Origin of the sequence: Larkinella humicola (genome assembly GCF_008727875.1) — a bacterium.
In the GTDB taxonomy this organism is placed as follows: Bacteria; Bacteroidota; Bacteroidia; order Cytophagales; family Spirosomataceae; genus Larkinella; species Larkinella humicola.
Genome location: NZ_VTWS01000004.1, coordinates 117,400 through 137,720, shown reverse-complemented (window position 1 = coordinate 137,720; position 20,321 = coordinate 117,400). Strand labels below are relative to the sequence as shown.

Annotated in this window: 23 protein-coding genes; 21 read left to right on the top strand and 2 right to left on the bottom strand. The window is 46.5% G+C overall.

The window, feature by feature from the left end; translation table 11 throughout:
• Nucleotides 1-68 precede the first annotated feature (68 nt).
• Nucleotides 69-1,418 carry a beta-helix domain-containing protein gene (locus F0P93_RS16525; protein ID WP_150877820.1) on the bottom strand — a complete coding sequence of 450 codons (1,350 nt, stop codon included), beginning with the start codon at nucleotides 1,416-1,418 and terminating at the stop codon, nucleotides 69-71.
• Nucleotides 1,419-1,541: 123 nt separating this feature from the next.
• The gene (locus tag F0P93_RS16520; protein WP_150877818.1) at nucleotides 1,542-4,349 is read right to left on the bottom strand and encodes a TonB-dependent receptor; all 2,808 of its coding nucleotides are present in this window, start codon (nucleotides 4,347-4,349) and stop codon (nucleotides 1,542-1,544) included.
• A 473-nt stretch (nucleotides 4,350-4,822) separates the two neighbouring features.
• Here F0P93_RS16520 and F0P93_RS16515 point away from each other — a divergent pair, with 473 nt between their 5' ends.
• From F0P93_RS16515 to F0P93_RS16415, 21 genes are all read left to right on the top strand, one after another.
• Nucleotides 4,823-5,188: a hypothetical protein gene (locus F0P93_RS16515; RefSeq protein WP_150877816.1), complete on the top strand. Its 366-nt coding sequence runs from the start codon at nucleotides 4,823-4,825 to the stop codon at nucleotides 5,186-5,188.
• Nucleotides 5,189-5,391: 203 nt separating this feature from the next.
• A complete protein-coding gene (locus F0P93_RS16510; protein ID WP_150877814.1) occupies nucleotides 5,392-6,015 on the top strand; it encodes a hypothetical protein in 624 nt (207 codons plus the stop codon).
• Nucleotides 6,016-6,346: 331 nt separating this feature from the next.
• Nucleotides 6,347-7,255, top strand: a complete 909-nt coding sequence (locus tag F0P93_RS16505) for a hypothetical protein (protein WP_150877812.1) — start codon at nucleotides 6,347-6,349, stop codon at nucleotides 7,253-7,255.
• A 189-nt stretch (nucleotides 7,256-7,444) separates the two neighbouring features.
• Complete coding sequence (locus F0P93_RS16500; protein ID WP_150877810.1) at nucleotides 7,445-7,900, top strand: ribosomal maturation YjgA family protein; 456 nt, start codon at nucleotides 7,445-7,447, stop codon at nucleotides 7,898-7,900.
• A 71-nt stretch (nucleotides 7,901-7,971) separates the two neighbouring features.
• Complete coding sequence (locus tag F0P93_RS16495; protein WP_150877808.1) at nucleotides 7,972-8,304, top strand: ArsR/SmtB family transcription factor; 333 nt, start codon at nucleotides 7,972-7,974, stop codon at nucleotides 8,302-8,304.
• Entirely contained in the window at nucleotides 8,294-8,794 is a 501-nt protein-coding gene (locus F0P93_RS16490) for an SRPBCC family protein (RefSeq protein ID WP_150877806.1), read from the top strand. The genes F0P93_RS16495 and F0P93_RS16490 overlap by 11 nt, the downstream gene beginning before the upstream one ends.
• A 133-nt stretch (nucleotides 8,795-8,927) precedes the next feature.
• The gene (locus tag F0P93_RS16485) at nucleotides 8,928-9,152 is read left to right on the top strand and encodes a hypothetical protein (RefSeq protein WP_114407684.1); all 225 of its coding nucleotides are present in this window, start codon (nucleotides 8,928-8,930) and stop codon (nucleotides 9,150-9,152) included.
• 281 nt (nucleotides 9,153-9,433) lie between these two features.
• Nucleotides 9,434-10,027, top strand: coding sequence for a dihydrofolate reductase family protein (locus F0P93_RS16480; RefSeq protein WP_150877804.1), 594 nt, complete (start codon nucleotides 9,434-9,436; stop codon nucleotides 10,025-10,027).
• A gap of 60 nt (nucleotides 10,028-10,087) precedes the next feature.
• Nucleotides 10,088-10,453, top strand: a complete 366-nt coding sequence (locus F0P93_RS16475) for a DUF2200 domain-containing protein (RefSeq protein ID WP_150877802.1) — start codon at nucleotides 10,088-10,090, stop codon at nucleotides 10,451-10,453.
• A 17-nt stretch (nucleotides 10,454-10,470) separates the two neighbouring features.
• Complete coding sequence (locus tag F0P93_RS16470) at nucleotides 10,471-11,034, top strand: Crp/Fnr family transcriptional regulator (protein WP_150877800.1); 564 nt, start codon at nucleotides 10,471-10,473, stop codon at nucleotides 11,032-11,034.
• A gap of 73 nt (nucleotides 11,035-11,107) precedes the next feature.
• Nucleotides 11,108-12,046: an alpha/beta fold hydrolase gene (locus F0P93_RS16465; RefSeq protein ID WP_150877798.1), complete on the top strand. Its 939-nt coding sequence runs from the start codon at nucleotides 11,108-11,110 to the stop codon at nucleotides 12,044-12,046.
• 28 nt (nucleotides 12,047-12,074) lie between these two features.
• A complete protein-coding gene (locus tag F0P93_RS16460; RefSeq protein WP_150877796.1) occupies nucleotides 12,075-12,971 on the top strand; it encodes an NmrA family NAD(P)-binding protein in 897 nt (298 codons plus the stop codon).
• A gap of 86 nt (nucleotides 12,972-13,057) precedes the next feature.
• Nucleotides 13,058-13,813 carry a helix-turn-helix domain-containing protein gene (locus F0P93_RS16455; RefSeq protein WP_150877794.1) on the top strand — a complete coding sequence of 252 codons (756 nt, stop codon included), beginning with the start codon at nucleotides 13,058-13,060 and terminating at the stop codon, nucleotides 13,811-13,813.
• A 73-nt stretch (nucleotides 13,814-13,886) separates the two neighbouring features.
• The gene (locus F0P93_RS16450) at nucleotides 13,887-15,017 is read left to right on the top strand and encodes an FAD-dependent oxidoreductase (protein ID WP_150877792.1); all 1,131 of its coding nucleotides are present in this window, start codon (nucleotides 13,887-13,889) and stop codon (nucleotides 15,015-15,017) included.
• Between the two features lie 107 nt (nucleotides 15,018-15,124).
• Nucleotides 15,125-15,514: a VOC family protein gene (locus F0P93_RS16445; RefSeq protein WP_150877790.1), complete on the top strand. Its 390-nt coding sequence runs from the start codon at nucleotides 15,125-15,127 to the stop codon at nucleotides 15,512-15,514.
• A 292-nt stretch (nucleotides 15,515-15,806) separates the two neighbouring features.
• Nucleotides 15,807-16,493: a TolB family protein gene (locus tag F0P93_RS16440; protein ID WP_191908837.1), complete on the top strand. Its 687-nt coding sequence runs from the start codon at nucleotides 15,807-15,809 to the stop codon at nucleotides 16,491-16,493.
• Between the two features lie 35 nt (nucleotides 16,494-16,528).
• Nucleotides 16,529-17,104 carry a Crp/Fnr family transcriptional regulator gene (locus F0P93_RS16435; protein ID WP_150877786.1) on the top strand — a complete coding sequence of 192 codons (576 nt, stop codon included), beginning with the start codon at nucleotides 16,529-16,531 and terminating at the stop codon, nucleotides 17,102-17,104.
• Nucleotides 17,105-17,176: 72 nt separating this feature from the next.
• Nucleotides 17,177-17,929, top strand: a complete 753-nt coding sequence (locus tag F0P93_RS16430) for an SDR family oxidoreductase (RefSeq protein WP_150877785.1) — start codon at nucleotides 17,177-17,179, stop codon at nucleotides 17,927-17,929.
• 161 nt (nucleotides 17,930-18,090) lie between these two features.
• The gene (locus F0P93_RS16425) at nucleotides 18,091-19,053 is read left to right on the top strand and encodes an SDR family oxidoreductase (protein ID WP_150877783.1); all 963 of its coding nucleotides are present in this window, start codon (nucleotides 18,091-18,093) and stop codon (nucleotides 19,051-19,053) included.
• Between the two features lie 30 nt (nucleotides 19,054-19,083).
• Complete coding sequence (locus F0P93_RS16420; protein ID WP_150877781.1) at nucleotides 19,084-19,887, top strand: helix-turn-helix domain-containing protein; 804 nt, start codon at nucleotides 19,084-19,086, stop codon at nucleotides 19,885-19,887.
• Nucleotides 19,888-19,937: 50 nt separating this feature from the next.
• Nucleotides 19,938-20,321, top strand: a complete 384-nt coding sequence (locus tag F0P93_RS16415; protein ID WP_150877779.1) for a TfoX/Sxy family protein — start codon at nucleotides 19,938-19,940, stop codon at nucleotides 20,319-20,321.

Sequence of the window (20,321 nt, the reverse complement as noted above, 5' to 3'; positions counted from 1 at the left end):
AATAAGAAAAAAGCCGGAGCAAAGCCCCGGCCTTTTCGTGCGACACCAAATATAAAGAATTGAGAGAGTTACTTCAAGGTATAGTCCGTGTTCTGCGGATCGAAGTTGGTCCAGGTTTCGGTCCAGTCCGTCGTTCCGAAAGCGCCCATGTAGGTCGTGGCTTCCAGACCGGTCGGCAACGTGGCACCGCCCGTCAGCAAAGGCGACCCGGTTTGGAGCAAAATACCCGGTTTTCCGGTCAGCACGTTGAAGTTGGCCGGCAATTTCAGATCGGCTTCTTTCGCCCCCAGCATATTTTTACGATCGGCGGCTTTCAGCATAACCGTGTCGCCCGAAACCACGGCTTTGTTGTTGACAATGGCCAAACCGCGGTAATCGCTTTTGCCGGTTTTGAAGTTGTTCTGTGAAGCATCCGATTCCAGTTCCAGACCGCCTTTCGGGAACGCACCCACCACCGTCGAGTTGTAAATGCTGATGGCCGAATTCCGGCGAATCCGGAACGCTGACCGGAATTTGCTGTTTACCGTACCCGTTCCCATGAAAACGCTGATGTTACCAAATTTGGCCGACGTCTGCGGCAGATCGGCCGAACCGGTTCCGTCGTTGTCTGACTCAAAACCGTTCGAATCCGAACACGTACACTGATCGGCAACGGCCGGATCGCGCAGGATCAACCCGTACTGAACGATGCCACTGTAGCCATAATCCGTATCGAAATCATCGTCCAGGGTCCGGTAAGCCACCAGGTGTTTCGCATTGACGGTTCCGCCAAACCACTCGATGGCATCGTCACCGCTGTAGGATACCTGTACATAGTCGATCACCGTGCCGCTGCCGACACCGGCCAGCGTCAAACCGTTGATTTCTTTGTCGGTCTGGAAGGCAATACCGCCAAACTCGATGCGGACATACCGCAGAATCCCGGAATTGTCGGCGGCATCGCCCGTTGCACCACCCGGCACAATCGATACTTCTTCGCCTTCGATTTTGAAATCCTTTTTGTTAGCGGGCGCTTTTCCCAGGATTACGACACCACCCCAGTCACCCGCCCGGCGCGAGCCGATGGCCTGATTGGACGTAAAAACGATGGGTTTCTCCTTTGTTCCGTCGGCAATGATTTTAGCACCCGGCAGAATAAACAAGGTCGCTTTCGATGCCTGATCGCCTTTGATAACCGTACCCGGTTCGATCGTCAGCGTAACACCCGGCTGCACATACACAAAACTTTTCAACAGATACTGGTTTTTAGCCGACCAGGTCGTATTGGCCGTAATATTTCCGCTCACCTCGGTCAATGTGCCCGGTACAGGAACCGTACCCAGATCATCGTCTTCGTCATCTTTGCTACAGGAAACCATCGTGCTCAGCGTTACGACGCTTACCAGCAGTGCCAGCATCCAGGTTGTTAACTTTTTCATACGAGTTTAAATTGGTTGTGTGTATTGATTGTGTATTGACTTAAAAGTTGCTTTGCCCCTACGGACATCGCGTCATCCGGATTAAGGTGCGTCCGTTCCCCTTTAGGAGGCAGGGGCAACGCATTAAAACTTATAGGTTACCCCCACCGTCGAGTACGAGCCGCGTTTGAAACGCTGGTACACATCATCGCTGTCCGTAATTTTCTTGTCCAGATTGGAATCCTGAATCAGGCGGAACGGCTGGTTCAGCAGATCCTGAATACCGGCGCGAACTTCAAGATGCTCGCCCACTTTTTTGGTGACCGTCAAATCGATCACATTACGCGGCATTTCGTAAATCGTCGGCTGCACCGACCGGTCGCCCACCGCAAAAATCCGGCGGCCGATGACGTTGTAGAGCACATTGACCTGCCAGCCCTGTTTCGGGTCGGTGTAATACACCCCGGCGTTGACCAGATACGGCGACTGCCCCTGCAACGACCGGTTGTTTTCCTGGCCGACAAAGGAGTTAATGACCGAGCTTTTGATCAAAGCCGCATTCAGCAAAACCGTCATATTGTCCAGAAAACCGGACCCGCTCACACCCCGCAGCGACTTCCGCGCTTCGAGTTCGACGCCCATGCTGTAGGCGTTGTTGGCGTTATCGACCGTGTAGGAAACCCCGCTGCCCGAGTAGTTGATTTTGGCTTCGATCGGGTTGATGAAGTATTTGTAGAAACCGGCGACCGAAATCAGTTCGCCCTCGCCCGGATAAAACTCGTAGCGAACGTCGGCGTTGTGAATTTTGGCAATTTTCAGGTTCGGATTCCCGACGCGCGACACGTCGTAGTTGAAGTCATAATAGGCAAACTGCGCCAGCTCGCGGAATTCCGGCCGGTTGACGGACATGCTATACGCGACCCGGAACAGCGACTTGTCCGACAGGTTATACGACGCGTTGACCGACGGCAGCGGGCTGAAAATCGGGTTGTCGACCCGGATCGGCTGCACACCGTTCACGACGCTTTGCAATTGCTGGCGGTTGTATTCGCCCCGGAAACCGAGCGTGGCGTTAAACCGGGCCGACAGCGGAAGGTACGCGCCCACATAACCGGAAACCAGCATGTTCTGGGCGTCATAATGATCCTGCGTGTTCGTGCCTTCGTTGTAATACAACCCTCTGGACGACAGATTGGACGCTTGGAAGAACTGCGAGGGCGACTGCGTCAGCACTTCAGCGCTGACGTTGTTTGGGTTCACGATCCCGAAATACCGCGCCTTGAACACCCGGTCTTTGTATTCGGAATAGACTCCGGCGCGCAGTTTCAGAATCTGCTTGTCGTCCGTATCGGCGGGGGCGGCTTTCTTGTATTCGTAATCGACGCGGCCCGTGGTGACGTATTCCGTCAGGTTCGAATAAAACCGGGCGGCATTCTGGAAGGTCGGGCTGGGTTGTTGCGGAACGTCGATGCGGAACGTTTCGCTGCTGCCCTGCGGACGGCTCGACGTAAACCGGCGGTAATCCGGCTCCTGGCGGTTGGTGAAGCCAAAACCGCCCGTCCAGCGCAACCGGCTCTGGCCATTCAGTTCGTGGGTTCCGTTCAACTGACCGGTGTAAATGCTTTTCTGTTCGTAGCGGAACGCGTAGTTGTTCAGCTCCAGGTTGTTGTCGTTATAGCCACCCCGCATCGTCGTTTCTTTCGTTCCCAACTGGTTGAACAGGTTCCGGAATTCGATTTTCGTCCGCGGATTCAGAATCAGCGCCCAGTTGGACAGAACGCCCAGGCGGGTGTTCTCGGTCAGCAATTGGTCGTTGTAGGCGTATTGAATGTCGCTCTTGCCGGTGGTGGGGTCGGCGGCAAAATACCGATATTGCTCGACGTTCGAGAACGTGTGCGTATTGGTGTAATTGAGGTTGGTAAACGTGGTCAGTTCCTTGCTGCCCAGGTAAAACCGGCGGCTGAAGCCCAGTTGCGCCCGCAAATCCGGCGAAACCATTTTGTTGTTCAGGGCAAAATACGGCGACAACGATTTAAACTTGTTGATGACCGGCTCCGACGACGCACCGAAAGCGTTGATCCGGCGTTGCGACGGGAAGTTGGACGGCAACCGGCGCGTGCCGTCGTCGAAACCGAGGAAGTCGGTTTTGCCACCCTGGTACGAACTGTGATTCTGGAAGGTCGTGTTGGCGCGATAGGAAGTCGAAAAACCGGCGTAGAAACTGTTGGCGTCCGGGATGGTTTTGGTGTAGATTTTGATGATCCCGCCCCCGAAATCGCCCGGCAGTTCGGCGGCTCCCGATTTGAAGATCAGCATCCGGTCGATGGCCGAACTCGGAATGAGGTCGAACGAGAACGCCTTGATATCCACCTCCGTAGAGGGCGTGATGACGTCGTTCAACATCACGGTATTGTAGCGTTCGTTCAGCCCGCGAACAACGATGAAGCGGTCGTCCTGAATGGAAACGCCCGGCACCCGGCGGATGACCTGCGACGCGTCGCGGTCCTGGCTGCGGGAAATCTGCTGCGCCGAAATCCCGACGGCCACCTGCTCGATCTGCTTGATTTCGGTGATGACGGCGACTTCGGTGTTGGTGCCGCGCTGTCCTTTTACGATGACTTCCGCGAGGGTTTTGTTGTCTTCGGCGAGGGCAGAGTTGATCAGTGTGGTTTTTCCGGCTTCCACCCGCACGTTGTCGATGGTTTTGGTGGCGTAGGAAACGTAGCTGATTTGCAGTTGGTGAACGCCCGCGGGCACTTTGTTGATTTCGAAATTCCCTTCAATGTCGGTGACCGAACCGATGACGGGGTTGGCCCCGACGAGTTGAATGGTGGCGCCGATGATGGCTTCGTTGTTTTTGGCGTCTTTGATCGTCCCTTTGAGGGAGCCGCTCTGGGCAAGGACGCTGAACTGGAGGAAAAGTAAACAGATTCCGGTTAGAAGAAATTTCATGGTTTGGTGTCGTTTTTTGACGACCCAAAGGTAGGGTGGCTATATTACCCCAATGTTACGGGAAGGTTATGGGAGGGTTGTGATTTTGGGGATTGGGGGGAGGGGAGAAGAATGTTATGGCTACCAGTTTTTCGGCAAACTATATTTTGTGATACATTATCTATCATATATAATTAAGTAAAAAGTCGCAAAAAAGATAGTGTTTAAAAATAGATCGTGTTTTGTATTGTCAATTATTTTCAGAAATACAAAATACAAACTTTGTATTTTGTATTTCGAAGGGTTATTAATTACCTTAATGGCTTGAATATAAAATAATTAAGATGAAGATTTTGTATTTATCACCTCTTCCAGTGATTTTGTTCTCTTTAACAACATCACCGCCTATTTACGAGTTATCGGTCAACTAGAAAAATCGCATAAGTGGGCACTGAAAACCGCACAGATTGAGTAAAAAACAAAAGCACATAAAAATGAAAAATTTATTCCTAGTTTTGATTGTATTAATTACAGCAATAAGTGTAAAAGCACAATCCTGTGACGAAATAATAAGGTCTGTAAAATCAGAAGGATATGGGACAACATATACGAGTTATAATAGCGATGCAATTTCTAAAGTAACATTTTATCAAATAACTGTTGATTACAAAACACTTTATTTTGCAATAGTTTGTTTCAAGCAAAAATATTCGTATAACTGTTCAGAATATATTTACCAAGTTGCTTCGAATACCAAGTATAATTATTCTTTAAACTACATGAATAGTGCTGGAAAAGCATTTTGGGAATATATACAACCATATCATTCAAACTTGGGCTGTTCACCTAAGTTTGAATAATATAAATAAAAACTAGCATATCAAAAACCAAAACTGGAAACCGAACCACTAACAAGGTACTGCAAAAAATAAGTCAAATTTTACTGGGGGACAAAATTAATTTAGCATTTCTAATTCTATTGAACGGTAGTACTGAAAATCTTCTCGGCAACACCTAAATCGTTAGTAGTAAATTTTGATAGATACACCATGACCAAGCTAAAATGAAGAAAAAGAGGCTAAAAATTGCAGAAACATATCTAAAACTTGACCTTGACTTTAACGAAAAGAGAAATCAGGAATTAGAAATAATTTTCAGAAAAGCTGCTGAGAAAAGTATTAGAGACTTTAAATACAGTGAAACACTTGTATATAAAATTGAGTTTGACAAAGGTTCAACCAAAGCAAAAGTCATATTTTTTGCATTTCTAAATGGAATGATATTTTATGCAGACTTAAAGGATAGTATTAAGACAATCTATAATGATATTAAATGGCTTTCCGAACGAGTTATTACTAATGCAAGGGAGGAAAGTAATTTAATAGATAACAATATTATTCGGACAGAACGAAGAACCGGTATTATAGGTAGGTTGAATAAGGTATTGACAAGAATTGATTTTTTGCAAAACAATTTGAATAATTTAGGAAACAATCAAGCACTGGCAGAACTAAATCAATTATATCAAGAAGTTGCAAATCTTATGCAACTTTTGGAAGATGTGGAACGACAAACATTTATCCGAGCTTTACCACAAGAAATTAGACATAACTTACCAGCACCAAATCAAAATGATGTTCGACATTTTGAGCTACTGTATGCAATTAAACCTGAAGAGGATGAATAAACTTCCGTTGTCGCTCGCGTGCCGCGAGTGACTCCTATCTACAGTTCCTTCGGCCCGTCCTCGCAATTGTCTAAAATTTACGCTAAAAACCGGCTTCGCACTGGATGTCCTTCATTCTATTTTTCACACGCGAGCAAGAACTGATAAATAAGCAAAATTTGATAAAAAATTTATCTTTATACTATCAAATACATATGATGAAAAAATGTATAATCCATGTACCTTACTTTATTTCCTGTATTTTGATTAGATTTAACTGAGATTCTATCCATTTATACGATGTCGCATAATTATACATAAGAAAACTTAGTATTAAACAAAAACAATGCATATGTCGCGTAAACTTGTATTAACGCCATTTGAAAATGGCTATTTAGCTGCTTTACATGAGGTTTTCAATGAAAGCCCAATGGCTGTCAAAAATCAGCCAATAGATATTTCTCACTTTTTGCTATCTGCTCTTACAATGGCAGGTGTTGATAGTATCCAATCATTTGGGGAGCTAAGCTATTCGAAGACTAAGCTTATTAAAAAAAATGTTTCAAAATTATCTAGGAATGAGTGGTCTCGTTGCAGTGAAAAAGTGCAAGATACATTTGATAAGTATCGAATACCTAATATCAGCAAAGAGATGGATGAAGAGATAAGTTCCATGTCTCATAGAGTTTCACAATTATTCTATGCTATGAAATCTAATTCTGGGATCTTATCGTTCTTCGAAATAGGTAATATTAAAAATAAGCATCTGTTACCACCAGAATTAGCTTTGCCTTTAGAAATCCTTTTTTTATCGATTCAAATAAAAACCACCAATTTGCCTGTTTTGAGATATGATATTGAAAAGAAAGATATAAATAAATTAATTGAAGTATTAAATAGTAAAGAGTTTGAAGTGTACAGTGAAGCGCAGTCAGAGTTAGAGACCAATAGTAGCATAACAAACAAAACAATTAATGCTATTGAAAAAGCTGGAAAAGATTTATATAAGAAGAATATTCGCATATTAGACATCAAAGAATCTGTAATAAAAACTATACCATTAACATCGAAAGTTATTGATTTATATTTTGGAAAAATGCCAGGTATTTTAGCTGAATATGGAGGCAAGATCTTAATTGATTATTTAGGTCTAAACAAGACAATTCCTATTTATAGTTGTGATACTATTCTAACAGGTATGCTTAAATCTCGACTAGGTATTATAACAAGGAAATCTGTTAATGCTAATCAAGAACTCTGATATTTTTGTCAAAATGAAAAAATTGCATTAGAAATTTAGCTGCTAGTGATTACTGTATTGATGTATTAACCTAATCTTGTACGGTGAAGACACCTGCCATATTCTAAAACCAAATTGCCGGACTGTACGAAAACCAGCCGAGCCAAGATCCATTAGGTCTTAAGACACCGTATCCAACTCGCCAACACTTTGCTAAAATTCCAACCTCACTACTTCATCACCACCCTACTTCTCTTCATCATCGAAGTTTTAATTGCCCTATTTCTCCATGATGAAATCATTCGACCGTACGTGGGGGATTTTCTGGTGGTTATTTTGATCTATTGCTTTCTACGCGCCTTCCTGAACATACCGGTTTTGCCCACGGCCCTCTTTGTTTTGGTATTTTCCTATACGCTTGAAGTGCTGCAATATTTCAACCTGGTTGAGCTGCTAGGTCTTCAAAAGTGCAAACTGGCCCGAATCGTCATTGGCACTTCGTTTGAATGGATTGATTTGCTGGCGTATACCCTCGGCGTTCTTTTCGTTGTATCCCTTGAAAAGACAAAAACCGCCCGGCGGTGGAATCGGAGCGGAATAACGGAAATAGATTCCACTTCAAAAGACAAGCCACACCCTACGACTTCCAGCACGCCCAAATTTTGAGTTTGAAAAATAGTTGCGCAACCAGATCATTGCGCTTATATTTGCAACCATATGGTAGCAGATCGGTAACGATGGAAACAAGACGAGACATATTTCAGGCGATTGCCGACCCGACACGGCGGGCCATTCTGGTGCTTATTGCCCTGCAGGCAATGACCCCGAACGCATTGGCCGAGCATTTTCACACCAGCCGACAGGCGGTTTCAAAGCATTTGAAAGTATTGACCGAATGCGAACTGGTAAAACCGGAACTTTCGGGCCGGGAAATTTACTACCAGCTTGAAATCGGAAAAATGAAAGAAATCGATACCTGGCTCGAGCCATTCCGGAAACTCTGGGAAGATCGATTCAACCAGTTAGATATAGTATTAGCCACCCTTAAAAAACAGCAAAATGAAAAATGAGTTGCCAGTTGATTTTACCGTAGACAAAGCCGCCAAAACGGTGTTTATAACCCGAGAATTTGCGGCCGACCTTTCACTGGTGTGGGATGCGTACACCAAACCGGAAATTCTGGACCAATGGTGGGCACCCAAACCCTGGACTTCAAAAACCAAGGTTATGAATTTTGAAGTGGGTGGCCGACGGTTTTACGCGATGGTAAGCCCGGAAGGACAGGAGCACTGGGCCATTCAGAAATACACGTCCATTCGTCCAAAAACTAATTTCAAACTGCTCAATGCGTTTGCCGACCCGAATGAAAACCCCGAATTGCCCGGTTCTGATTGGGATTTAACTTTCAGCGAACAAAACGGAACGACAAAAGTCAGTATTACGATTTACAATGAATCCCTCGAACGCATGGAACAAATGATTGAGATGGGCTTCAAAGAAGGATTCAGCATGGCCCTGAACAACCTGGAAACCGTATTGGCCACTTTATCGCAAAACTGATTTTCGTTCTCAATTCGTCTGCATGACTTCCGTTGTCGCTCGCGTGCCGCGAGCGACAACGGAAGTCATGCAGACGCCCGGCGGACCCTGAGAAGAAGTGTTTTCCCCGGCCAGAAATCACTATATTTGAACGATGACGACCTATCAGATTGATATACTGAACCCCAAAGCGACCAAGCTGCTGCAAGACCTTGCAGACCTGGACTTGATTGCGATTCGGCAAACGACAGAAGACGGTTTTCTGAAAGTCGTCAATCGTCTACGGGCAAAAGCGGCTGATAACCCACCGTCTTTGGAAGACATCACCAAAGAAGTTGAATTGGTAAGGTCCAAGCGCTATGCCAAAAAGAAAGCATAGAGTTACATTTGATCACTGGCGACAACGATTTGCTTACCCTTCAAAAGTTTGAAAATACCGCTATTGTGACGATCGCAGCGTATTTATCTGGCAAGTAATCATGCGAAACCGGGTAGCTATCATTTAGTTCTGCCAAAATAATTTACTGTATCATGCTCGCCACTTCTCTACACAGGCCACGCCATTCTGGTCGCATTCAGCCATCAGACTTGTCACATTCACACTCTCATTGAAGGGGATTTTTTAGCGAGATTTATGGCGTACTAAAACCGTCCGATGCGATGCGAAAAATAATTGTTTTGTCCATGATTACTTTGGATGGCCTCATGCAGGCACCCGGCGGACCTGGGGAAGATACCGAAGGCGGTTTTATCTATGGCGGTTGGGTAGCTCCCTATGGTGACGAAGTGAGTGGTAAGGTCGTGCAAAAAGAGATGCAACCGACCGATTATCTGCTGGGCCGAAAAACCTTTGAAATTTGGGAAGACTACTGGCCAAAGCATGCGAATGTATGGCCAGGGATCAATGAAGGTACCAAATATGTCCTGTCCACAACCCTGACAAGCTCCGATTGGAAAAACTCGGTATTCCTCGACAGCGTGGCCGCTATCAAAAAGCTCAAACAGTCCGATGGGGCTGACCTTCAGGTTTGGGGCAGCAGCAAGCTTATTCAGTTGCTACTACAGCATGACTTAGTGGACGAACTCCGGCTCAAAATATATCCCCTGACGCTCGGTGAAGGGAAAAAATTGTTCGGCAATGGCCCGATCCCGGCAGCCTTTGCCCTGACTGAGAGTGTGGTTACTCCAAGTGGCGTACTGATTGCCTGTTACCAGCGGGCGGGGGAAGTCAAGACCGGTTCTGTTGGAGCCTGAGATCGAAAAAACACCGAAGAGACCATGCCCGTTAACTGAATTTATAGTAAAATAGAGGGTATGAAAGCAACGCCCGAACACGATGAGCGGATCGCAAAACTGACCTTCGCTTCAGTATATCCGCACTATGTTACCAAAGTGGAGAAAAAAGGCCGAACAAAAGACGAATTGCATCAGGTAATTGCCTGGTTAACGGGCTTTGATGAAAAAAGACAGCAGGAACTCATCGAAGAAGAGGTAACGTTTGAAGCCTTCTTTCAAAATGCCAGACTAAACCCGGCTGCTCATCGCATTACAGGGGCAATCTGTGGCTATCGGGTGGAAGAAATCGAAAATCCGTTGACGCAGCAGGTTCGGTATTTAGACAAGCTGGTGGATGAACTGGCGAAAGGTGGTGCGATGGAGAAAATTTTGCGGGTGGTGTAAACCGAACGGCGACAACCATGGAAGAATTTATCCGATTTATAAAAACCATTATCTGGATCGATGATTCCGATTTGCAACTGGTCCTTTCCCGGTGCACCGAAAGGCAAATCCCCAAAGGGAAAACGATCCTGAGAAAAGGACAAATCGCAAAGCAATACTTCTTCATTGTGTCGGGCGGGGTCCGGTTTTTTTATGACCGGAATGACCAGGAAAATACCACCTGGGTAACGTTTAAAAATGAGTTTTTCACCGAGATTTCCAGCCTCCATCCCCAAAAACCGTCCCGGTTTACGATTGAAGCCATTGAAGATTCCAAACTGGTGGTGATTGATAAAAAGGACATGGACTTTTTATACAGCCATGTTCCTGTTTGGGAAGAGTTTGGCCGGAAAATCTGGGAAGCGATGTCGGTGCGAATGATCGATCAGATCCTGAATTTCCAGACTCTGTCGGCCGAAGAACGGTACCTGAAATTTATGAGCAACCCGGAATTTTTACAAAAAGTACCCATCAAACAGTTGGCTGCGGTGCTGGGCATTACCCCCAACGCCTTAAGCCGGATCCGAAAAAACATCCGGTAATTTTCATTATCTACCACTTGGTAGTTTTCACGCTTCACCAGCCGTCTACCTTTGAGTCGCTAAAAACAAACCAATGACTCAAACGAAAGACCACACCCCGGCGTCTCAGAATCAATATTCTGACGATGAATTGATTAACGATTTCCCTGGCTTTACCAATCAGTATGCAACCGTCAACGGAGTGAAGCTGCATTACGTGGAAGGCGGTAGCGGCATACCGCTGATTTGTTTGCCCGGTTGGCCCCAAACCTGGTATTCCTACCATCCGGTTGCCACCGAGCTGGCCAAAACCTACCGCGTCATCATCGTTGACATACGAGGCATGGGCAGTTCGGAAAAACCCACGTCGGGCTACGACAAGAAAACGATGGCAACGGATATTTTGGAACTGATCCGGCAACTCGGTTTAAAAAAGGTTCATATCATGGGGCACGACATTGGCGGCATGGTAGCCATGAGTTTTGCTTTCAATTACCCCGAATTCACCCAAAAGCTCATTGTTCTGGATGGTTCGCACCCCAGTGAAGGCATGATGCAAATGCCATTGCTGCCAGCCGCCGGCACGTTTACGGAAAAAATGGATGCCAACAGGCCGTATGCCTGGTGGATGGGATTTAACCAGGTGAAAGAATTGCCGGAAAAGATCCTGGAAGGGCGGTTTCAGTATTTGCTGGACTGGCTTTTTCAGTATGTCATGATCGATGATCGCAAAATGACTTCGTTTGAACGAGCTGTGTATGCTTCCGCGTACAATGAAGCCGATAGCATCCGGGCGTCCAATGCCTGGTATCAAACCTTTACGCAGGATATCGAGGATGCAAAAACCTACCAGCCGCTTGCCATGCCGGTATTAGGGATTGGGAGTTACATTAGCTACCAGTACATGAAAATGGGATTGCCTTACGTAGCAAACGATGTACACGTGCTAGGGATTTTAGAGAGTGGGCATTACCTGTTTGAAGAGAAGCCGGAACAAGTAGTGGATGCGGTTTTGAGCTTTCTGGCATCCTAGAGAAACAAACAGTCATATAAATTCAGACATGAAAAAAGCAATTTTAGTAGCCGGTGCTACCGGTAACTTAGGAAGTAAAATCTGTAGGGAACTCCTAAAACGAGAAGCAGACGTCAGTGCCATCGTTCGAACATCTTCCGATCCTGAAAAAATAGAAACGCTGGCCAAAATGGGCGTCAAGGTTATGGAGGTTGATTTCAACAACCTTGATGACATTGCGAATTCCTGTGCCGGTATCCATTGCGTGGTTTCCACACTCGCGGGCCTGGGCGATGTCATTGTGGACTTACAAAAGCGGATTTTGGATGGTGCTCTGCAAGCCGGGGTTCCACGCTTCATTCCGTCCGACTTTTGCACGGATTACAACAATCTGGTGCCGGGCGAAAACCGGAATTTTGATTTACGAAGGGAATTTAAAGCCTACCTGGACAGCACGTCCATACAGGCCTCTTCTGTTTTCAACGGGGCTTTTGCCGACATCCTGAAATACAACACCCCGGTTTTAAACTTAAAAGACAAAAGCATTGGTTACTGGGGTGAAAAAGCAGACTGGAAACTGGATTTTACCACCATGGACGATACCGCTGCCTTTACCGCCGAAGTGGCTTTGGACGACAGCGCACCCCGGGATTTGCAGATTGCCAGTTTTCAGGTCAGTCCCAACAACGTATGGGCTGATGTAAAAGAAGCAAGCGGTCAGGAATTCAGAATCCAGCAACTAGCCAGTCTCGAAGACTTTGCCCGATTTATCCACAAACAAAGAGCCGACAACCCGGCTGGTGAAAATGAATTGTATGCAAAATGGCAGCAAAGCCAGTATATGTATTCCATGTTTTCGACGCAACACCATCAACTGGCGAATGACCGGTATAAAAACCTGACCTGGACAACGAGTTTGGCATTTATCAAGTCTTTTGTCCACTAAAATAAGTAGGTAGAGCCTATCAATTGGTAGGCTCTACCTAACTACCATGATCCTTTCTTTTCAATCAAGTGGTATGACGTAGAAAAATGGAGTTAACGATCCAATCCGCTTTACCCGATCCTTCCATTTCGCAGTTTGTTCACAGCTTTTGGATGGTGGAAAACAAAACCGGGAAAGACATTTCGTCGACGGTTTTGCCGAATGGAATGATGGATATGATGCTGATGAACGTGAATTCTATGAATTGGAAAATGGTCGTGCGAGGCATTGACACGATGCCCAGCCAGGTAACGATCCCGGCCGATGCGCAACTGTTTTCCATCGGTTTTAAGTTACTGGCCGTAGAATACCTGCTCGGAAATTCGATCAAAGGCGTATTGAATGGAGCACAGCCTGTTTCAGATGAGTTCTGGCAATTTGAAACCGTTGACCTGAACAGCCTGGAAAACTTCTGCAACAAGGCGACACAAAAAATAAAAATCCTTTCACCGGAAAACGTGGATAGCCGGAAGAAGAAATTATTTGCGCTCATTTATTCTTCCCGAGGCTCGATGACGGTTAGGGAACTCTCCGACAACGTGTATTGGAGTAGTCGGCAGATCAATCGGTACTTCAATCAGCAGTTTGGAATATCACTCAAGGCCTATTGCAACATTCTTCGCTTCGGGGCTTCGTTCAAAAACATCAGCGAAGGCAACCTTTTTCCGGAACAAAATTTCACCGACCAAACGCATTTTATCAAAGAAATTAAGAAATATGCCGGTGTTACACCGAAAGTGTTGAGCAAAAACGAAGATGAACGTTTTATCGATCTTGTCTCCATCAAAAAACTACCTTCTTAAAAACGGCTGATTTTTACTATTCCACTCCGCACCACCGCAGCAATTTTGCATCGTCACTAAACCATGCAAAATCATGTTACTGAAAAATAAAACAATAGCCATCCTCGGTGCAGGCCCCGTTGGTCTGACCCTGGCAACATTACTACAGCAAGCCGGACTCGATGTGACCGTTTACGAAAGAGACGGCGATGCAAAAACCCGGATTTCAGGCGGTACGCTCGATCTGCACAAAGGTTCCGGGCAGGAAGCCCTGAAAAAAGCCGGATTGCTGGAACGTTATTACGCCCTGGCAAAACCCATGGGGAGAACCGTGGTTGACGAACAGGGCAACGTCTTATTCTCTAAAAAACCGGGTCAGGCAGAGCAATATGACAATCCGGAGATCAACCGAAACGATTTAAGACAACTGCTGCTTGACAGTTTGGCGGGCGATACCGTTGTTTGGGACCGAAAATTTACCGGACTTGAAGAGCACAACGAAAGATGGCTTGTGCATTTTGAAAATGACATTCATGCGACCGCAGACGTTGTTATCGGAGCGAATGGAGGAATGTCCAGAGCAAGAAAACAGGTTACGGATGCCGACATTGAATATACCGGAACCGTGATTCTACAGGGCGAAGTAGTTCAACCGGAACGAAACTGTGCGGAGTTCTATCAGCTTTGCGATAATACCATACTAATGGCCTCAGGTGAAGGCTATTTATTAATTGCAAATCCTGAGAACGGCAGTATCTTGAGCTACAACGTAATTTTTAAAAAGCCTGAAGAATGGGCTCAGGGAACTGAATCAGATTTACAAAATACGGACACGATCATTGCGTTTCTTTCCAATCGGTTTGCTCGCTGGCATGCCTGTTATCACCAGTTGTTCCGCGCAACCTCTTCCTTCGTTGTATGGCCCACGAGAAAAATGCCATTGGATAAACCCTGGAAAACCAATCGCCCGTTACCGATCACGCTCGTTGGAGATGCCGCACACTGTATGCCGCCTTTCGCCGGTCAGGGTGTGAACACCGGGCTACTGGATGCATTCGTTTTATCCGACAACCTGACCAGCGGAAAATACGAAACCATTCAAGCCGCTATCGACGACTATGAACGAAAAATGTTTGGTTACGCCACTGCAGCACAACGTGAAACGAGCCAGAATGAAATAGAGATGTTGCTCCCCACCTTTTCCTTCCAAAAGCTTTATCAGTAGTTTTGTGCACCGCGATCAAACCATACATCGCTACGCGGCTGTAAGCCGGTATAAGCGAAATAGTACGTAAATTTAACGACCAACAACCACAGATAAATGACCTGCATATGACAGCAAATACGACCACAACGGTATCGCCTTTCCTGACCGTCAACAATGGAAAAGCCGCGGTTGACTTTTATCAATCTGCTTTTGGAGCCATTGAACTGGAACGGCATGATCGGCCTGACGAAAAATTGACTTCCAAAATAAGCATTGAAGGGGCCGAATTTTTCGTGGGCGACGAAGAACCCGAATTTGGGAATGTCAGTCCCGACCAACGTTCCAGTAGCTCCGTCAGAATTATTTTAAAAACTCAACATGCAGACGAATTATTCGGCAAAGCCGTAACGTTTGGTGCGACAGAAATTTGCCCCATGACGACCGAAACCGATTGGAGAATAGGAAAACTAAAAGACCCCTTTGGACACATTTGGGAAATTGGGTACACCCTCTAAGGTTGAAAAAATCAGTTATGATCCTGATTCAGACCGCAACGGCTGGGTACTAAAACCGTTGAAAGCAATTTATAAACAATGCAAAAGTGATCTTTAATCAAGAATACGCATGAACTATTCCGTACTAATAGCCTTTCTCTGTATAACGACATTTTGTAAAGCCCAAGTTGCCCCCCAACTATTTGAACCCTCGTTAATATCCAACGGTGGCGTTTTTGGGCTAACCATTTCGCCTGATTCCAAAATTGCTCTTTGGGTACGTTCAAATGGGAAGAGAGATACGTTAAAAATAATGGAGTCAAGGAAAAACAACGGTACCTGGTCGACGCCGGTTGTGGCGTCCTTTTCTTCACCAACCGGCGAGTGGAAAGACATCGATCCCCTGTTTAGTCCGGACGGAAAAACGGTATTATTTCAATCCAACAGAACCACGGGAAGGAATGCTGACCGGAAAGATTTCGACATCTGGGCGGTTACGTTAGCGAATAATCAATGGAGTAAACCGTACCATCTGGGCAGTGTAATCAATACCGAAAGCTCCGAATCATATGCTTCCGTAGCCAGAAACGGCAACATCTACTTCATGAAGGAAAATGAAGATGGCAAAGGCAAATCCGATCTGTATGTTTCAGAATTTAAAAATGGTAACTATCAAACTCCTCGAAACATAGGTTTGCCGATCAATACGACGGAGCGGGAATCAAACCCTTTTATTTCTCCCGACGAAAATTACCTGCTCTATTTTTCGTCCGATCCGACCGGTTTCGGCGATGTCGATTTATACATCTCTTTTCAGAAAAAAGGCAAATGGACCACCCCGAAAAATCTGGGATCACCCATAAATTCCAGCCTGGCTGAATTTTGCCCATTTTTCCATACCAAAGAAAAAAGACTATACTTTTCCAGACAGGAGAAGCAAGGTGATAAAATGAAAGAAGACCTGCTTTACATCGATTTTGATGTAAAAAAATACAAGTAAAACAGGCATCAACAACCGCTGCCAACCATCGATCCATGCCCGAACGCTTCAAAGCCCATCTGACTAAATTTGTAGCCGTTTCGGATGACGAAGCGGTTCGGATTCTTTCGTATTTCCAGACCAAAACCGTGAATAAAAAAGAAAACCTGCTCACGGCAGGACAGGTCTGCCAATGGCATTATTTTGTCGAACAGGGAATCCTGCGCAAGTTTTATGTCAATGAAAAAGGCGTGGAGCAAACCACGGAACTGGCCATCGAAAACTGGTGGATAACCGACCATTTTGCCTACGAAAGCCAATCGATCACCGAGTCCACCATTCAGGCGGTTGAACACACGGACGTGCTCGCACTGCATCGGGATGTCCGGGAAAAATTGCTGGCGCAACATCCGGTGATGGAAAAATATTTCCGGTGCGTCTATCAAAAAGCGTATGCAGCCGCTCAGATGCGGATCAAGTTTATGTATGGCTTTTCGCGGGAAGAGTTATACCATCATTTCTGCAAAAAACATCCCGAGTTTCTGCAACGCATTCCGCAATACCTGCTGGCTTCCTACCTGGGTTTTACGCCCGAATACCTGAGCGAAATTCGCCGGAAAAGCATTTCTTAAACCAGTTTAAGATTTCTAAACGATGCGGTTTTCACCTTTGCATCACATTTAATCCGTTAAAAAAGAAGCAAGATGAAAATAGTCATTATCGGCGGTACTGGCCTCATTGGTAGCCAGTTAACCCATACATTAAAAGACCAGTACGACGTTCTGGCCGCATCGCCCAATACCGGCGTCAACACAATTACCCAGGCCGGTTTGGCAGAAGCCCTCCAAAACGCCAGGGTGGTGATCGATGTTTCCAACTCCCCCTCCTTCGCCACGGACGACGTGATGGCCTTCTTTAAAACCTCCACGGAAAATTTGCTGGCGGCCGAAAAAAGAGCTGGCGTTCAACACCACGTTATCCTCTCGGTGGTCGGGACTCACAAACTCCAGGAAAGCGGTTATTTCCGCGCCAAACAGGTGCAGGAAGAGCTGGTCAAGGCATCCGGCATTCCATTCTCGATTGTCCGGGCGACCCAGTTTTTCGAATTTGCGGCAGGCATTGCCCACATGAGTGCGGCCCACGGGAAAATCGTGCTGCCCCGTGGGCTTGTGCAGCCCATCGCCAGTGCCGACGTAGCGTCGTTTCTGGCCCAAACCGCCACCGGAACGCCAACGAATCGCATTGTGGACATTGCCGGCCCCGAGCGGTTTGAGCTAGATGCCTGGATCCGACGCTATTTTGCGAGCATCAACAACCCGCAGGAAGTGGTAACCGACGCCAACGCGGTTTATTCAGGGGCTGCCATCACCGCGACGACGCTGGTGCCCGATGCCGCCGGGTATGTGGGAAATGAAACCTACGGCGAATGGATTTCGAAAGCGGAAAACCAGCGCTAAACCGCCCTTGCACACCCATACTAAAAAAGGATTGCCACGACAAGGCAATCCTTTTTTAGTATGGGTGTGACCTTCACAACAAACCAAAATTGGACGTTACAACAAAGTTGCCTGCCATTTAAACCCGGAATTTTGTGCTGTTCATTAACGACAATTCTAAAATGACGAATCAAACTGTATTGGTAACCGGCGGCACCGGATTTGTGGGGATCCACACCATTCTCCAACTTTTGCAAAAAGGATACCACGTAAACACCACGCTTCGCTCCCTGTCGAAAAAAGACCGCATCCTCAACGCCTTGAAAGAAGCTGGCATTGACGACTTTACCCCATTGGCGTTTTTTGAGGCCGATTTAACCAGCGACGCCGGTTGGGAGGAAGCCGTAGCCGGTGTGGATTATGTGCTACACGTCGCGTCGCCGTTTCCGGCACAGGACCCTACCGATGAAAACGACCTGATCGTTCCGGCGCGGGACGGCGCTTTGCGGGTGCTGAAAGCCGCTCAAAAAGCCGGTGTCAAACGGGTTGTGCTGACTTCCTCGTTTGCGGCCATCGGCTACAGCCGCAATCCCAAAGACCATCTTTTTACCGAAGACGACTGGACGGATGCCACGGCCCCGATTCCGCCGTACATCAAGTCGAAAACCGTGGCCGAAAAAGCTGCCTGGGACTATATGAAAACCGAAGGCGGTGCAATGGAACTGACGGTGATCAATCCGGTGGGAATTTTTGGCCCGGTTCTGGGTGGAATCACCTCGGCGTCGCTGGATATTGTGGTTTCCGGAATCCTGAATGGCGTGGTCCGGGAAAGTCCGAATTTTACCATGGGCGTTGTCGATGTCCGGGATGTGGCCGCTCTGCATCTAACGGCCATGACGCATCCGGAAGCAGGTGGAGAACGGTTTATTGCAGCATCAGATGGCGTGATGAGCTTTTACGATGTCGCCGAACTCTATAAAAAAGAACGGCCTGAATTAGCAAAACACATCGCCGAGATGCGGCCGACAGCCCCGGAATTTTACATTGACATGACGAACCGGAAAGCCAAAATGGTGCTCGGCTGGCATCCCCGCAGCAAAGAAGTGGCCTTGCTGGCCAGTGTCGATAGCTTGCAAAAGAATTAATTTTTAGATTGACGTCTAAAGACTCTAAACTTGAAAGTTCACAACATCCAATCCTGCCACTTAGGGCCTGAAATTTCCCCGGAACAATTCATATCAGACCATTTTTTTCTGTATTTATTGAAAGGGTCGATGAAGGCATTTGACGGGCAAAACACGTATACGATGAATCCGGGCGATGCCGTAATCGCCCGGAAAAATCATTTGGTGCGGTATACGAAATACAAGGAAAACGATCGGTTCGAGAAAATTATCATTACGCTGGACGAGCCTTTTCTGAGAAGATTCCAGGAGCGCCATCCGGTCGATGTGCCGGTCTTTTCCAACGATGACTCGTTTTTGTTGGCCGAAAAAACGAAATTCATCCACAGTTTTGTCCATTCTCTGGAACCCTATTACACCGGCGACTTGCAGATCGACGACACGTTTGCCGATTTAAAAAGGGAAGAATTACTGCTGATCTTGTTGAAAGCCAATCCGCAATTGGCCGGCATTTTCTTTAATTTCAGCGTTCCCGAAAAAATAAATCTGGAAGAATTCATGAATCGTAATTTTCGCTTCAACATCAGCCTGGAACGTTTTGCCTATTTGACGGGCCGAAGTCTGTCGTCGTTCAAGCGGGATTTTCAGAAACGATTCGGGACAACGCCCTACCACTGGCTCAAAAAAAAACGGCTGGATGAAGCTCATTTTCAACTTTCGAACCAACACCTCAAACCGACCCAGGTGTATCTGGAAGTCGGGTTTGAGGATTTGTCGCATTTCTCGTTTGCCTTTAAGAAGCAGTTTGGCAAAACACCGACAGAAATAGCTGAAAATCAATTCACAATCAACTAATACGGTTTTAGTAAAAGCAGGAATCTTACTGGAATGAAACAAATCCGATCATGCCCTATACCGAAGAAACCGCGCACCGAATCCGCCAGATTTTAGTCGACAAAGGGGTTGACTTCACCGAAAAGAAGATGTTCAGCGGCTTGTGCTTTCTGGTGGACGACAAGCTGTTCTGTGCCACGCACTTCGACAGAAAACGGGACGAAGACCTACTGCTTTGCCGCATTGGCATGGAGGCATATGAAACCGCCCTGGAAGAAAATGACTGCATTCCGATGGACTTCTCGGGGAAAACCATGAAGGGCTATGTGTATGTGACCGAAAACGGATTCAAAAGCCCAAAAGAGTTGGAACGCTGGCTCCAGCGTTGTCTGGATTATAACCCATTAGCCCAAAAGAGCAAAGCAAACGGACGCATTTCGGAAAAACCGCACTGA